Raw genomic sequence first — 14,414 nt, forward strand, 5'->3', positions numbered from 1 at the left:
ACGCGCCGGGGCCGCTAAGCTGATGACATCGGCGCAATGGCCGCACTATAAGGGAGTATCAATTCATCATGGAACAGTTTCTCTGCCAACTAACCCCGATTCGAACTGACATGTTGGCCCAGGGGCCCACACCTCAAGAAGCGGCTGCCATCGACGCGCACTTTCACTATCTGAGCGAGTTGTCCGAGCAGGGCAGTGTGCTGATGGCGGGTCGAACCCTGGTGGCCGATGAACGGGCGCAGGGGCTGGTGATCCTAAAGGCCGCCAACGAGGCCCAGGCCCGGGCGTTGATGCTGGCGGATCCTGTGGTCAGCGAAGCGGTGATGCGCATGGAGTTGCTGCCGTTTCGAGTGGCGTTGTGGTCAGAGCAGTTGCCCTAGCTTGCTGTGGCGCCTTTACCGAGCCAAGGCTGCGTAAGTGATTCATTTAGATGATGAAGTGGATTCTGTAAATGGGGTAAAGTAGTCGGCTTTGGTGTCACATTTAGTTTTCGACAGGATAGAAACGATGCACAGCATAGAGATTCAGGGCAGCAGATTGGCCTATTTGGACGTCGGTCAGGGGCCGGTGCTGCTGTTTGGCCACAGCTATTTGTGGGACAGCGCCATGTGGGCTCCACAGATTGAAGCGCTCAGTCAGCACTACCGCTGCATCGTTCCAGACCTTTGGGATCATGGCCAGTCCGGCCCTCGTCCGCAAGGGTGTCGCAACTTGGCTGGCGTGGCGGACACCATGCTGGCATTGATGGATGCACTGCAGATTGAATCCTTTGCTGTGGTGGGGTTGTCGGTGGGGGGCATGTGGGGTACCGAGTTAGCCCTGAAGGCCCCGGCTCGGGTCCAGGCGCTGGTGCTGATGAACACTTTCGTCGGCCTGGAGCCGGAAGTGACCCACCAGAAGTACTTCGGTATGTTGCGGATGATAGAGCAAACCGGCGGCGTGCCGGCACCGATGGCAGAGCAGATCGTGCCGTTGTTTTTTGCCAATGACGTGCAGCAGAACAACCCGCAGTTGGCCGAGGGGTTTAACGCCGCGTTGCTGGGACTGGCGCCGGAGCGGGTTGCGGGAATTGTCGCCCTGGGACGGATGATCTTCGGTCGCCGGGATCTGGTTGAGCAGTTGCCAAAGCTGACCCTGCCAGTACTGATCCTCACCGGCCAGCAGGATAAGGCCCGTTCGGTGCTGGAGAGCTATCTGATGCAAGATGAGATCAGCGCCAGTGTGCTGAAAGAGATCCCCGATGCCGGACATATCTCAACGCTGGAGAATCCCGGTTTTGTTAATGAGGCCCTGAGCGCGTTTCTGCAACAGGCGATTCGGCGCGGTTAACGAACCCCTGGCTCAGGCCAGGGGCGGTTGCCGATTAGCGCAGCACCTTACTTAAAAAGGCTTGAGTCCTGGGGTGTTGCGGGCTGTCAAACAGCGCTTTGGGTTCGCTGCTCTCCACGATTTCACCGCCGTCGATGAAGATCACCCGATCGGAAACCTCGCGGGCGAAGCCCATCTCGTGGGTGACAATCACCATGGTCATTCCCTGTTCGGCCAGGGATTTCATTACGTCCAGTACGTCGCCCACCATCTCCGGATCCAGGGCTGACGTCGGCTCATCGAACAGCATCATGTCCGGTTTCATCGCCAGTGCCCGGGCGATGGCCACTCGTTGTTTCTGACCACCGGAGAGGCTGGAAGGGTAGACGTCGGCTTTATCGGCCAGTCCCACCAGCGCCAGCAGTTTACCCGCTTCGTCATCGGCCTGTTGCGGATTCATCACTCCCAGTTTTACCGGCGCCAGGGTGATGTTCTGGCGCACGGTTTTGTGGGGAAACAGGTTGAAGTTCTGAAACACCATACCCACGTTTTGCCGCAGTTTGTCGACGCAGGCCCCCGGGGCGGTGATGGATTCGCCTTCAATGACAATGTCACCGCTGCTGGGTTGTTCCAGCAGGTTAATGCAGCGCAAAAAGGTGCTTTTACCGCTGCCACTGGGGCCAATCACGCTGACCACTTCGCCGGCCTTGATGTGCTCACTGATCCCGGTTAAGACCTCGTTCTCGCCATAGCTCTTACGTAGGTTTCTAATTTTAATCACTTTGTTTCAGCCTCTTTTCGAACCGGGACAACATAAAGGTGAAGGTGTAGGTCAGCATCAGGTAGATCAGGGCACAGGTAAACAGCGGCACCACATCTTCAAAGGTTCGGCTGCGAATGATCTCGCCGGCCCGCATCAGATCCACGCCGCCGATGAAGCCAATGACTGCGGTTTCCTTCAGCAAAACGATGAATTCATTGCCCAGCGCCGGCAGAATATTTTTCAGTGCCTGCGGCAGAATCACCTCTTTCATGGTCTGGCCATGGGACAACCCCAGCGAGCGAGCCGCCTCCATCTGGCCTTTGTCCACCGCCTGAATGCCGGCGCGAATGATCTCGGAGATGTAGGCGCCGCTGTTGAGGCCAAAGGCGATGATGGCGGCGCTGATCTTATCCACGTCCAGTGACGACAACACGATGAAGTACAGGATCACCAGCTGAATCACCACCGGGGTACCCCGAATGATGCCCACGTACAGGTTGGCCGGCCAGGTCAGGTACCATTTTCCCGACATCTTCATCAGGGTGGTCCCCACCCCGAGCACGGCGCCGAGGATGATGGCGAACAAGGTCACCATCAGCGTGACCTTCAGGCCGTTGAGGATCAACAGGCCGCCGATCAGCCCATCGCTGCCGATGGGGGTAAACAGAGAATCTATGACTGCTTGCATCGACTTACTTCATGTATTTGGTGATCAGAGCGTCGTAGTTGCCGTTGCTTTTCATGGCGTCGAGGCTGGCGTTGACCTGCTTAAGCAGCTCCGGGTTGTCCTTGGACACGGCAATGCCATAGTACTCAGGATCAAAGTCCAGCTTTTGCAGTTTCAGGTTGGGGTTTTTCTGCAGGTGGTTGGCTGCCGGTTCGCTGTCAAACAGCACCAGGTCCACCTTGCCGTTTTTCAGTTCCATCAAGGCTTCAAAGCCAGTGTTAAAGGCGGTGACCTGCTCGGTAAAGGTCTTGGCCATGATGTCGCCGGTGGATCCCAGTTGCACCGCAAAGTGCTTGCCCTTGAGGTCTTCGATGGTGTGGATCTGATCGTCCTGCTTCTGGGTGATCACCACCTGAGTGGCTTCGTAGTAGGGGTCGGAGAAGGCGACACTGGCCTGACGCTCCGGGGTGATGGTCATGCCGGCGGCGATCATATCGATCTTACCGGCATTCAGTGCCACGATCAGCGAGTCGAACTTCATGTTTTCCACTTTGAGGGTTTTGCCGCTGTCTTCGGCAATCTGCTTGACGATGTCGATATCAAAACCCTTGATTTCATCACCACTGGCACCGCCAATGTACTCAAACGGTGGAAAGGCAGCGTTGGTACCAACCACCAGTACGTCGTCTTTTTTATTGCAGCCGGTGAGGGCGATCAGGGTCAGGCTCAGGGCGGCCAGGGTCTTTTTCATGGGGCACTCTCTGTATCGAAAAACGTCATTGGCAGCGACTATAAACAGAGAGAAATTTTCAGTCAATAGTTATGCGAAAAAATTGAATAAATAATTATTTGGTGGCATCGGGATAACGTTCGATCTTAACCCGTCGTTTACATTTTTTGAAGTTTTAGTGACCTTGATCACGCGATGTTGGTGGTTGTGCGGCCAGTGTTGGCCAGGATGAGTAACGTGATTATGCGCGGGAATACCATGGCGGGCGAAATCCGCGTTGATGAATTTTTATTCATCTTGAGCCGTGGTGGCGAGATGCGGAAACACAGGTCTGCCACAGCCGGTTTTCCATAGCCAGATCACACTGCCCCAGCGTCCGGAACCGGTCATCTTTAGGTCGGGGCGGAAAGGGGGCGCCAGCGGTGCAGCAGGGCGAAGGCGAGGGCGGTCATAATCACCAATGCCAGGGTCGAATTGAACCGATACAGGGTGGCAAAAAACAGATCTTGCTGGCCAGGCGTGACGCCAGACATCAGTACCACCAGCGATGAGATACCGGCAAACCCGATGGCACTGGACTCACCACCCTGACAGACCCAGTAGGCGAACGGTCCCAGAAACAGGCTGAAGCCCAACAGATAAAGGGCAAGGTTGTCGATGTAGGAAAACAGCAGCAGCTGCAGAGACAACGCGGCGCTGCAGCCGATGACGGTTCCGACGATGCGCGCTCGAGTGGCGATGGCACTGCCGGTGAGGTTCATCGGGGTCAGCAGTATCACGGCAGCGGCTTGAGCGGACAGGCTATCGCTCAGATTCAGCAGTTGAAAGGCTACAAACAGCAGCATCACCATCCACCAGCTGAGTGTGAGGTTGTGCAGCAGGGTGGCGCTTGCCGGCGGCTCGCTGGCGGTTGCCTGGGGTGCGGCCTGGCCGGGGAACAGCAGAAACATCAGCGCGGTGACGGCGATTGCCGCCAATGCCGAGGCCACCAGGTCCAGGCTAAAGTCCAGCAGGTCGAAGCCGTCGAAACTGCCGACATTAAGCAGAATCGAGCCGACCACCAGGTTGACGAAGCCCAACATGAAGCTGCCTGGATGGGTCATGCTGAAGCAGTTGATTGCCATCCACAGGGCGACAGCAGTCAGCATGAGCAGTGGAAACGGTTGCAGAAACCCCAGAATCAGATTGGCGATCAGGCAGGCGGTGACGATGGACTGAATGAGTTGCCGGGCTACCAGGCCGTGCCACTGGTTCAGTCGTGACAGCAACACTATCGAAAACAGCGGCGTGAACATGGCGCCATAGCGCCAGCTGGTCAGCGTGCACAGGGCAAACGCCAGGCAGGCCCCCAGCCACAACCGTTTGAGCATCAATGCGGCCATCAGTAGATGAAGTGCAGCAGGCTGATCAGGGTGATCTGCAATTGGGCCACCGCACTCCAGAGGCTGTCCTCTTGCGGGTAGAGGGCAATGGACGCTCGGGAGCCGATAAACAGCTGCGCCGGCAGCGCGCGATTCGGGGTTAGGTTAAGACGAACCCGCTGTGAGTCTCTGACCCAGCGGTTGCTGACTTGAATGCTGGCCAGGGTGCCGTTGGCGACCTGCTGTGCCTGGGCCACCCCCACGTCGCGACTGCCGACGGAGACGGAAAACACCTCGCCGGGGAGGGCATCGTAGGCCACTAATGCCCGAGCATCGTCGGGCATTGCGGCCAAGGCCTTTTCTCGGAAATCGGCACTGATCCACAGCGAGTTGGCGGGCACAAACGACAGCAAGGGTTGATGGGCATTGGCGTAGCTGCCGGAGACCAGTTGCAGGTTGGAGACGGTGCCGGCCTCCGGGGCCCGAATCTGAGTGTAGCTGAGGTTCAGGCGTGCTTGCTTAAGCGCATTTTCAGCCAGAGCCACCGCCGCAGTGCTGCCATTGACCAGCTGGACTTTCAAGGTGTTGAGTTGTTGCCGGGCCATGTCCCGGTCGGCTTCGGTAGCCAGCACCTCGGTGCGGCTTTTATCCAGCACCGACTGTGATACCAGTTGCTGTTCCCCCATCTTGCGGGTGCGGTTGTACTCCTTTGAAGCATGGGCGAAATTGGCCTGACTGCGGGCCAGTTGTGCCTGAGCCGCCTGAATCTGAGCCTTGAGGACCTGTTGCTGTTCTCGAGCCTGCTGCAGCGTCAGTTCAGCCTGGTTCAGTGCCAGCTTGAAACGACGGTCATCCAGAGAGAACAGCAATTGTCCCGCCTCGACGCGATCGTTGTTGGCAACGTGTACGGCTGCGACCGTGGCCGACACCTCGGTCGCCAACTGCACCACCTGACCTTGAATTCGACCTTCGGTGGTAACCGGCGCAAAGCGATCGGCGACGATCACATACAGGGCAACAACAATAAAAATGGCAATCAGGCTGATGGTCCAGCGCTTAAAAACGGCATCCAGGGCGGGCATAACGGATCCAGTCGAACAAAGGGAGGGCAAGTATAGAGATTGTTATTGGTTGCAAATAGAGAGCATAATGGTGCTCATGCGACCTATTAGTGGGACAATAATGAGTGCGTTGGATGATTTAAATCTGTTTGTGATGACCGTTCGCCACCAGGGGATCAGCGCCGCCGCCAAAGCGGCGGGAATGCCCCGTTCAAGGGTCAGTCGGCGACTGCAGGAGCTGGAGAAGGCAATGGGGTGTCAGTTGTTGATTCGCACCACCCGCCATATCGAGCTGACCGAAAACGGCCGCATGTTGTTTGAACAGACCCAGGCGTCGCTGAATACCCTCAATACGGCCATGGGCCGATTGCAGCAACGTCGCATGCAGATGGAGGGACCACTGAGACTGGCGGTGCCGGCGGCAGTAGCGTCGTCGCCAACCTTTATTTCGATGATGCAACAGTACATCGAGGGGTTTCCCCAGGTGAACCTGGAGGTGTTCTATCACCAACAAAGCGTCGATTTGCAGCGACAAAACATCGACATTCAGCTGTTGCCGTCAGATTCTGAGGTGATCAATCTCGATTACGTCCGCCAGACCTTATTGCCGTTCCCCTGTTGTTGGGCGGCCTCGCCGGCGTATCTGCGACAACATGGCCGCCCTCAGGACGAGGGCGAGCTCAAGCAGCACTCGTTGATCGCCAGTCGCCATATCGCCGCGGCGTTGCAGCAGGATCTGAATTTTCGTCTGCGTTCGGACGATCTGCATATCGTGCAACAACTGACAGTCCAGGGCATGGGCATCGGTCTGCTGCCGGAGGTGTTTGTGCGGCGCACCCAGTCTGAGTTTCAACTGGAGCGCCTGTTTGGGGAGCGTTCGGCCATGGAGATGGGATTGAGCCTGATTTACTCCTCCCGCGCCTTTCTGCCGGAGAAAACCCGTAAGATGATTGATCTGATCCGGGATACCTTTATCCAGCTGAATCAGCAGTCGTGATTGGGCCGGTAAATCGAATCTGAGTCCGGTGCAACTGGTTGGCTTCGGTACGGTCACACTGCCAGCCATACTGCTCGACCAGCCGATCAACCAGCTTGAGTCCCAGACCAAACCCCAGTTCTTTGTCATACACCTCCGAGTCGGGGTTGGTGATGGTCACATCAAGACCGTGCTGCACAATCCATATTTGACCCGAAGCGGTGTGTTGAAAGGCGTTGCGAATCAGGTTGGTGATAATGATGCGACAGACGGTTTCCGGCAGCTTCCAGGTGCCGGATTGGGTGGTCAGTTGTACCTCGACCTGTTTACCTTTCAGCAGGTACGCCAATTCGTCGGCTAATTGTTGAATCAGCTGGTCCAGAGCAAGATCGGCGCAGGGAAGGGCCTCGGTGGACTCTCTTTCCAGCCACAGCAGCGTGTGGGTGAGATCGCTCATGGTGATGCTGGCGCGTTCGATACGCTCCAGTACGGCACTCTGTTTTGGTGTGGCGTCGGGACTGATTTTTCGTAGCAGTGATGACGACGTTCTCAATACCGATATCGGTGTCCGCAGTTCATGGCTGGCGTTCTGCAGAAACTCCCGCTTTCGCTCGACGTTTTGATGAATGGTGGTCAGGCTGGTACGGATGAGCCCAGCCAGACGATTTAGCTCCATGAACTGAAAGTCCGGCGGTTCGTGTTGAATGGACTGCTGATCGAGACTGGCGGCCCATTGTCCTAAGCGTTCTACCGGTTGCGCCACTCGCTTGAGGCTGAGTTTCATCAATGTCATGAACAGCACCAGAATGATGATGGCCGACACGATGGTGATGAGCAGCGGGTCGATGCGTTTCATCTCATAGTTGGGTTTGTCGTACTCGTGAAACTCTCTGGAAACGTATCGGGTTGAACCATCGGCCAAGATCACCATGGTCGCGAAATAGCCATCACCGGGATCTTCCAATAGGGGTAAACCGTCCACATTGATCAGCAATTCCAGAGGCTCGATGGGTTGGTCTAAGTGGCGCTGAATGGGCTCAGGCATGTCTTGCCAGCGACTGGCAACATGAAAGTTCATCAGACTGGTTGGACGGCCATCGGCCACCTCGGTGGAGTGCGCGGCTTCGATCATCGATCCGACCATGATGGTATCCATACCGTCGAAGAAGGCTTTGCCACTGAGCCAGGTCAGGCTTAATCCCATCAGCGTCGCCAACACAATAACGGTGGCCACCACTCGGCGGTGAATACTCTCTCTAATCTTCATGAGTTACCTTCAGGCAGAAGCCAAATCCGGCGATGGTCTCCAGCAGATGCTCGTTTTGTCCCAGTGCCTTTCGTAGCTTATGCATGTGCACTTTCAGGCTGTTGCTGTCGGGTGGGTTGTCTCCCCAGACTTTGTCAGAGAGTTCGATGCGGCTGACCGGATTGGGGGCGGCGCGCATCAACACTTCCAACAGCTTGAGGCCGGTGGGGGACAGCCGGATGGGGGCGTGGTTGAGGGTGGTTTCCCGGGTATCGAGGTTAAGGCACAGCGGACCGCGGGTCAGGCGACGAGCCTGACCACTTCGGCGCTTGGCCAGGGCATACACCCTGACCAGCAACTCTTCGATGGCGAAGGGTTTGACCAGATAATCATCGGTGCCGGCTTCAAACCCGGCCAGCTTGTCCTGCAGGCTGTCTCGGGCCGTCAGCATCAATACCGGCGTGTCATTGCCCTCTTGCCGCAGGCGTTGACACACGCTCAAGCCATCCAGTTTCGGTAGGTTCAGATCCAGTATCAACGCATCGAACCGGTGCTGGCTGCACAGCGCCAGTGCCTGAATGCCGTTGGTAGCATGATCGCAGCCAATGCCCTCCAACTCCAAATACTCGACGATGGAGGTGGCCAAATCCAGGTTGTCCTCAATCAACAGCAATTGCATGGGTTTGCTCTCTGCCTAGCAGGCGTTGTTGGCCCAACATCAGGACCCGTTTGCACTCTTCCTGTATTGCCAGCAGCGCGGGAATTAAAATCAGAGTGATCATGGTGGCGAACAGAATACCATAGCCCAATGAGGCGGCGGCCGGGATCAAAAACTGGGCTTGCATGGAGGTTTCTCCCAACAGCGGGGCCAACCCGGCAAAGGTGGTCACCGAGGTCAGCATCACTGCCCGCAGGCGTCCGGTGCAGGCTTGCTCAATGGCAGCATGAATCTCGACGCCATCGCGGCGTAATTCGTTATAGCGAGACACCAACAGCAAGCTGTCATTTACCACTACGCCGGACAACGCCAGGATGCCGTTCAGGGACAGAATGCTGATGGTCAGATCGTTCACCAGGTGCCCGAGAATGGCCCCGGTGATGCCGAAGGGGATGGCGGTCATGATCAGCAGTGGCTGCACGTAGGATTTCAGCGGAATGGCCAACAGGGCGTAGATGGCCAATAACGCCAGCAAGAACATCTGACTCATGGAGTCGGTGCTCTCCGCTTGTTGCTCCGCTTCACCGGCAAAGTGCACTTTCAATTGCGGAAACTGGGTTTGCAACTTGGGCACCAGGGTTTGGTTGACCTGAGCCACCAGCGCTTCTGGGCTGATGATGCTCTTATCGACCACCGCGGTCAGGTACGCGGCACTGAGGCCGTCGATGCGGGTTTTTTCTGTTAGCTGTTGCTCGCTGGTAATGGTGGCCACGGTGCTTAACGGCACTCGAGAACCGGATGGGGTTCGCACAAACGCATTGTGCAGATCACTGAGGCTTTGGCGCTGTTCCCTGGGGTAGCGGATGCGCACTTTAACCTCATCCCTGGACAGCTGGAATCGCTGCACGATTTCGCCGCCGAAGGTTTGAAGCAGTTGCCGGGACAGGTCTGACGAGGTCAGTCCCATCGCCAACCCCTGAGCATTGACGCGAAAGCGCAGCTGAGACTGACTTTCGTTGAGGTTGTCGTCGATGCCACTGACCCCCTTGATGGTGGAGAGGAGTTGTCGAACTTCGGCGCCCGCCTGTCTCAGGCTGGCATGATCCGGGGAACGAAGCTCCATCTTGAAACTGTCTACCATCTCAAAGCTTGAAAGGAACTTCAGCTTTCTGGTGCCTTCCGGCAGGCCGCTTAATGCCTGCCAGGTTTGGCGGAATTGAGGCGACGAGTAGGGGGCATCGTTACGCAGTTCAACCGTGATGCTGCCACTGTCATCGGCTTCTGCCACCAGTTGCAGGTGTGCGATGCCGGTAGTGGCAGACGCTTGCTGGCTCAACTGCCGGTCGGCCTCCTGGGCGGCGTGTTGCAGATTCAACAGGTTGTTCGCCAGCACGCCATAACCGGCATCGGGCTCCATGCTGATGTTGGCAGAGACCGTTTCTCCGGGAATTTCCGGGAAAAACGCCACCTTGACGCGGCCATTGAGTGGCAAACCGATGACCAGAATGAACAGGGCGATGAACCCCAGCACGATGGCGTATTTGAGTTTCATGGTCTGGCGAATCAGCGGCGTATAGAGGTGGCGGATGAACCACTGCAGGCCGGAATCTGCGCCATTCTGAATATGAGACCAGATGCCGAGAATGCCACGAGGGCGGTGTTTTTGAGTGTTTAGGTGGGCGAGGTGACAGGGCAGAATCAGCTTGGATTCGACCATCGACAACAACAGGCAGATGGTAACCACGGTGGCAAACTGGGCGTAGATTTGGCCCAGATCGCCAGACACGTTGGCGATGGCGACAAAGGCCGCCACCGTGGTCAGCACACCGAACAGGGTGGGCACAGCGACGTTAAGGGTGCCGCTGATGGTGTTGCTGACGGTGTCGCCGTGTTGTCGGCGCTCGGTGTAGATGCTTTCGCCGACCACCACCGCATCATCAACGACGATACCCAGTGCCATGATAAAGCCAAAGGTGGTCATCTCATTGATGGTCATGCCCATCCAGGCATCGGACATGAAATACACGGTGCCGAAAAACACGAATGGCAATCCGGCCGCGACCCAGACGGCCACCCGAAGATTGAGGAACAGCGCCAGAATGACGAACACCAGGAAGATGCCGGTCAGGGCATTGTCGACCAGCAAATTTAACCGGTCTTTGATGATGGAGCTTTGATCGTACCAGGTTGTTACGGAGACATTGGCCGGTAGCCGGCCGGAGTTGCGCCAGGTTTCGATAACCTGTTTGGCCTGGGCGACCACGTTATAGATGTCGCTTCGATCATCCATGACCAATTGAATGCCCAACGCGTTGACGCCATTGAAGCGGGACAGCACCAACGGATCCTCTTCATAGGTCTCTTCGATGGTGGCCACCTGGCCCAAGGTCACTAAGGTGCCCTGGCGGGATGTCAGCAGAGGCAGGGCGGCGAACTCTGCCTTGTGATAGGCCTGATCGACCCCTTTCAGACGGATCAATTTGTTTGGATTTCTGAGACTGCTGCCAAAGGCGGTTCCCGACTCGGCATTGACGACGTCGGCGACGTCGCTGAATGACAGGCCGTAGGCCTTGAGCTTGGTTTCATCGATGTTGATCGCCAGCATCGGCTCTGCTTTGCCACTGAGTTTCAGGTTGGTAATGGCGGGCTGAGCCAACAGCTCTTTTCTGAGCTGCTCTGTCAGGGGCTGCAACACCGAGCGATTGGTTTCACCATACAAATTTATCCACAGCGCGTGTTCCTCCATGCGCTGCTTGTCGATCACCGGTTTCTCCGCATCGACCGGAAAATTGTAGATGGCGTCGACTTTGATTTTGATGTCGGCGAGCAGAGCATCGAGGTCATAGTCAGAACGCTTTTCTACCACGACGGTGCTACCTGTGGCCGTCGAGGTCGAGGTGATGCGCTTGATCCCCTCTAGCGTTTCCAATGCGTCCTCGACCTTGATGGCGATGCCTTCTTCGGCTTGTTCGGCTTCGCCACTGTCGTAGTTGACACTGATGGTGACGCGATCCGGGTTGCGCGGCGGGAACGCCTCTTTACGAATCTGGGTCAGTGACAGCAGCCCCAGGGCAATGATGCCAATGAGCAACAGGTTGGCGGCGACCGGGTTGCAGGCGAACCAGGCGATGATTCCTCTGGACGGTTGATTCACAGTGACGTCTCCTCAACCGGATTGACTCTCATACCACTCAGGTAGCGATTGACGGGGCGGGACACGACCTTGACCGAATCTGGACCTGAGGTGGCTTTCAGATAGCTAAGATCCTCCTGATGAAACAAAACCTGTGCATCAAGGGGCCGCAGTGTATTGTCTTTCTGAACCAGCCATATCTGGCCCTGAGTGGTCAGTGCGGTGCTGGGGACCTGCCATACATTGCGCAGTTGACGACCGGGGATGGCGGCTTGAACAAAGGTACCGGTTAACAGGGGAACCGTTTGATCCAGCGGATGGTCCACGGCGACGATGAGGGAACGTTGGCGATCGTCGCTGTTGTAGTGTTGCTCGCGACGAATGACCCGGCCTTGCCACTGACTTTGGCCGTCGACGCTGGTGAGGGTGACAGACCAGTTCTTCGGTGTCTGAACAGGCAGGTTGTGCCATTGAGACTCTGACAGTGGCAGGCGGATTTCCACCCGATCGGTACTGTACAGGGTGGCGACCACATCCCCGGCCTGAACTCGGCTGCCCGGTTCGACGTTTCGGTCGACGACGATGGCGTCGAACGGCGCCCTGATGCGCGTTCGTTCGAGGTCACGGCGAGCGACGACCACGGAAGACTGAGCCTGGCTGACGCTGGCCTGGGCCGCTTTCAATTGCGGTTGCCGCAGTACCAATGGCGAATCCGGCTGGCCTTTTAATCCAGAGTTCTGCCACTCCTGCTTGGCCTGCTCGACCTGGCGCTGTTCCTCCAGCAGCGCCAGTTCGGCGTCTGCCAGCTGTTTTTCTGCCGCGGCCAGGGCTTGTCGATAGTCGCTGTCGTCCAGTTGCGCCAACAGCTGGCCGGCCCGGACCCGGTTGCCACTGGCAAGCGCGTCTTCCAAGAGCATTAACTGGCCACTGACCTGGGCCGACAGGCTAAGTTGATGATGTGCCCGGACTTCGCCAAAACCGATGACCTTGCTTTGGGCCGTTTGTGGCTGAATCAGTGTGATGCTCACATCAGGCACCAGCACCGGAGATTCGGAGGGTTCCGCCAACAGGGCATCGGAAGGCGTGCTGTTGAACGCCAGGGCGCCAGCGATGGAGGCGGCGCCAATCAAGGTGGCGATCAGGGTAACGGGTTTTGTTTTCATGATTGGACTCCGAGTCCCAGGGCCAGCCCGAGGTCTACTCGGTTGACCAAACGGTTATAGGTTTCAGTGATCCACTGACTTTCGCGATCAAACTGTTGTTGTTGAATGCTGAGCAAATCCTGCATGGTTACCAACCCCTGGCGGTAGCGCTGTTGGTAGCTGGCACTGCTGCGTTTGGCACTGGTAACGGCATCGGCAAGATGCTGCTGGCTGAGGGTAAGCTGCCGCTCTTTGCTGAGGGCGGCGTCCACTTCCAGTACGGCATCGAGCAGGGTGGAGCGGTAAGACCAGTACTGTTGTTCAGCGGTCAGCTCGGCAATGTCGGCGGCGGCTTTTAATTGGCCACCGCGATAGAGGGGGGCGGTCAACTGCCCGAGCAGAGACCATACCGGGCTGGCGAACAGAGAATCGGACAGGTTGGCGCCCTGATCAGCCAGGGTGGCACTGATGCTCAACGACGGCAGCATGGACTTGTACGCCACCGAAGCCCGCTTGCTGGCGGCTTGGGTGCCGAGGTAGGCACTGATCAGATCGGGACGGCGCCCCAGGTCCTGTTCTGGAAACTTGGCCAGAGGGAGCATCACATCGGGAAACGCCTCCGGGGTGGGCAGGTCTGCATCCCGGTCACCGAGCAGTTGACGCAGGTTACGTTGGGCCTGGGCCAGCTGTTCACCGACGGTGGTCAGCGTGGCCCGGCTGGCGGCGGTGTTGCTGCGGGCGTTGTCCAGCTCATAGAGACTGCCCAGCCCTCGAGCGTAACGACTTAAGATCAGCGCCTCGTTTTGCTCAAGCACCGTTAGGCGCCGTCGTTCGACATTCATTAACTGCTGCTGCAGTGCCAGTTGCAGGTAGCCTCGTATTACGTTTGCGGCCAGCAGATCCCGAGCGCCCTGGAGGTCGGCAGCACCGGCGGCGCTGTCGAGACGGGCGGCGGCATCGGCGTCTGTCAACTTGCCCCAGATATCCAGTTCCCAGCCGACGGTGATGCCGGCTTGATAACTGGTATCGGCAGACTCCTGGTCCTGGCCCTGCAGATTCAAGTCCACCGTCGGCAACCTGGCGCCGAGGCTCTGGCGGCGGTTGGCGTAGAGAATCGACAGCGTCAACCGGGTCTGAGCCAGGTCCGGGTTGTTACTGAGGCTGGTTTGAATCAGTGGGGTCAGTTGCGGCAGCGGAACCAGTTCATAGAGGCTGGTGCTGGCCTGGCCTTGTGGGAGCGAATTCCAGTGTGACTGGCTGGCGATGGCCGCATCCATCGACGGGCGATGATCCTTTGGCGACAGGGCCTGACAGCCACTTAAGCCGGCGACAATCAGCGTCAGCCACAGGGTGGAGAACTTCATGGTCT

13 protein-coding genes are annotated in these 14,414 nt (G+C 57.4%); 3 read left to right on the plus strand and 10 right to left on the minus strand.

All coding sequences use genetic code 11. The features are described from left to right. The first annotated feature begins 68 nt into the window (after positions 1-68). Both H598_RS0107530 and H598_RS0107535 read left to right on the plus strand, forming a co-directional pair. A complete protein-coding gene (locus H598_RS0107530) occupies positions 69-380 on the plus strand; it encodes a YciI family protein (protein ID WP_028112479.1) in 312 nt (103 codons plus the stop codon). 127 nt (positions 381-507) lie between these two features. Continuing rightward, positions 508-1,329 (plus strand): alpha/beta fold hydrolase, encoded by an 822-nt coding sequence (locus H598_RS0107535; protein WP_028112480.1) that lies wholly within the window; start codon positions 508-510, stop codon positions 1,327-1,329. A 34-nt stretch (positions 1,330-1,363) separates the two neighbouring features. Here the strand turns inward: H598_RS0107535 and H598_RS0107540 are convergent, their stop codons facing one another. The 5 genes from H598_RS0107540 to H598_RS0107565 form a co-directional block, all read right to left on the minus strand. Beyond that, positions 1,364-2,089, minus strand: a complete 726-nt coding sequence (locus H598_RS0107540; protein WP_028112481.1) for an amino acid ABC transporter ATP-binding protein — start codon at positions 2,087-2,089, stop codon at positions 1,364-1,366. Further along, on the minus strand, positions 2,082-2,759 hold the full coding sequence (locus H598_RS0107545) for an amino acid ABC transporter permease (RefSeq protein WP_028112482.1): 678 nt from the start codon (positions 2,757-2,759) through the stop codon (positions 2,082-2,084). The genes H598_RS0107540 and H598_RS0107545 overlap by 8 nt, the downstream gene beginning before the upstream one ends. Positions 2,760-2,763: 4 nt before the next feature. Next, on the minus strand, positions 2,764-3,489 hold the full coding sequence (locus H598_RS0107550; protein WP_028112483.1) for a basic amino acid ABC transporter substrate-binding protein: 726 nt from the start codon (positions 3,487-3,489) through the stop codon (positions 2,764-2,766). 371 nt (positions 3,490-3,860) lie between these two features. Beyond that, entirely contained in the window at positions 3,861-4,838 is a 978-nt protein-coding gene (locus H598_RS0107560) for a DUF2955 domain-containing protein (protein WP_169629235.1), read from the minus strand. An 11-nt stretch (positions 4,839-4,849) separates the two neighbouring features. Next, positions 4,850-5,911 carry an HlyD family secretion protein gene (locus H598_RS0107565; RefSeq protein WP_028112485.1) on the minus strand — a complete coding sequence of 354 codons (1,062 nt, stop codon included), beginning with the start codon at positions 5,909-5,911 and terminating at the stop codon, positions 4,850-4,852. A 109-nt stretch (positions 5,912-6,020) separates the two neighbouring features. Between H598_RS0107565 and H598_RS0107570 the strand changes: the two genes are divergently transcribed. Next, on the plus strand, positions 6,021-6,887 hold the full coding sequence (locus H598_RS0107570; protein ID WP_051252558.1) for a LysR family transcriptional regulator: 867 nt from the start codon (positions 6,021-6,023) through the stop codon (positions 6,885-6,887). On the opposite strand, the gene H598_RS23655 is transcribed toward H598_RS0107570, so the two are convergent. From H598_RS23655 to H598_RS0107595, 5 genes are read right to left on the minus strand one after another with little or no spacing between them, the layout of a single operon-like run. After that, the gene (locus H598_RS23655) at positions 6,862-8,133 is read right to left on the minus strand and encodes a sensor histidine kinase (RefSeq protein WP_051252559.1); all 1,272 of its coding nucleotides are present in this window, start codon (positions 8,131-8,133) and stop codon (positions 6,862-6,864) included. The two genes, H598_RS0107570 and H598_RS23655, sit on opposite strands and share 26 nt — an antisense overlap. Further along, positions 8,123-8,791 carry a response regulator transcription factor gene (locus tag H598_RS0107580; protein ID WP_028112487.1) on the minus strand — a complete coding sequence of 223 codons (669 nt, stop codon included), beginning with the start codon at positions 8,789-8,791 and terminating at the stop codon, positions 8,123-8,125. Before H598_RS0107580 ends, H598_RS23655 begins: the two co-directional genes overlap by 11 nt. Beyond that, positions 8,772-11,924, minus strand: coding sequence for an efflux RND transporter permease subunit (locus H598_RS0107585; RefSeq protein ID WP_028112488.1), 3,153 nt, complete (start codon positions 11,922-11,924; stop codon positions 8,772-8,774). Before H598_RS0107585 ends, H598_RS0107580 begins: the two co-directional genes overlap by 20 nt. Beyond that, a complete protein-coding gene (locus H598_RS0107590) occupies positions 11,921-13,066 on the minus strand; it encodes an efflux RND transporter periplasmic adaptor subunit (RefSeq protein ID WP_028112489.1) in 1,146 nt (381 codons plus the stop codon). Before H598_RS0107590 ends, H598_RS0107585 begins: the two co-directional genes overlap by 4 nt. Next, positions 13,063-14,409, minus strand: coding sequence for a TolC family protein (locus H598_RS0107595; protein WP_028112490.1), 1,347 nt, complete (start codon positions 14,407-14,409; stop codon positions 13,063-13,065). Before H598_RS0107595 ends, H598_RS0107590 begins: the two co-directional genes overlap by 4 nt. Positions 14,410-14,414: the final 5 nt, after the last annotated feature.

The sequence above is a fragment of the Ferrimonas kyonanensis DSM 18153 genome (genome assembly GCF_000425405.1).
Lineage (GTDB): Bacteria > Pseudomonadota > Gammaproteobacteria > Enterobacterales > Shewanellaceae > Ferrimonas > Ferrimonas kyonanensis.

Bases quoted from the DNA above. Each gene is read 5' to 3' on its own strand.
- H598_RS23655 (WP_051252559.1), bottom strand. From the start codon at position 8,133: ATGAAGATTAGAGAGAGTATTCACCGCCGAGTGGTGGCCACCGTTATT.
- H598_RS0107580 (WP_028112487.1), bottom strand. From the start codon at position 8,791: ATGCAATTGCTGTTGATTGAGGACAACCTGGATTTGGCCACCTCCATC.
- H598_RS0107590 (WP_028112489.1), bottom strand. From the start codon at position 13,066: ATGAAAACAAAACCCGTTACCCTGATCGCCACCTTGATTGGCGCCGCC.
- H598_RS0107530 (WP_028112479.1), top strand. From the start codon at position 69: ATGGAACAGTTTCTCTGCCAACTAACCCCGATTCGAACTGACATGTTG.
- H598_RS0107545 (WP_028112482.1), bottom strand. From the start codon at position 2,759: ATGCAAGCAGTCATAGATTCTCTGTTTACCCCCATCGGCAGCGATGGG.
- H598_RS0107565 (WP_028112485.1), bottom strand. From the start codon at position 5,911: ATGCCCGCCCTGGATGCCGTTTTTAAGCGCTGGACCATCAGCCTGATT.
- H598_RS0107595 (WP_028112490.1), bottom strand. From the start codon at position 14,409: ATGAAGTTCTCCACCCTGTGGCTGACGCTGATTGTCGCCGGCTTAAGT.
- H598_RS0107560 (WP_169629235.1), bottom strand. From the start codon at position 4,838: ATGCTCAAACGGTTGTGGCTGGGGGCCTGCCTGGCGTTTGCCCTGTGC.
- H598_RS0107535 (WP_028112480.1), top strand. From the start codon at position 508: ATGCACAGCATAGAGATTCAGGGCAGCAGATTGGCCTATTTGGACGTC.
- H598_RS0107550 (WP_028112483.1), bottom strand. From the start codon at position 3,489: ATGAAAAAGACCCTGGCCGCCCTGAGCCTGACCCTGATCGCCCTCACC.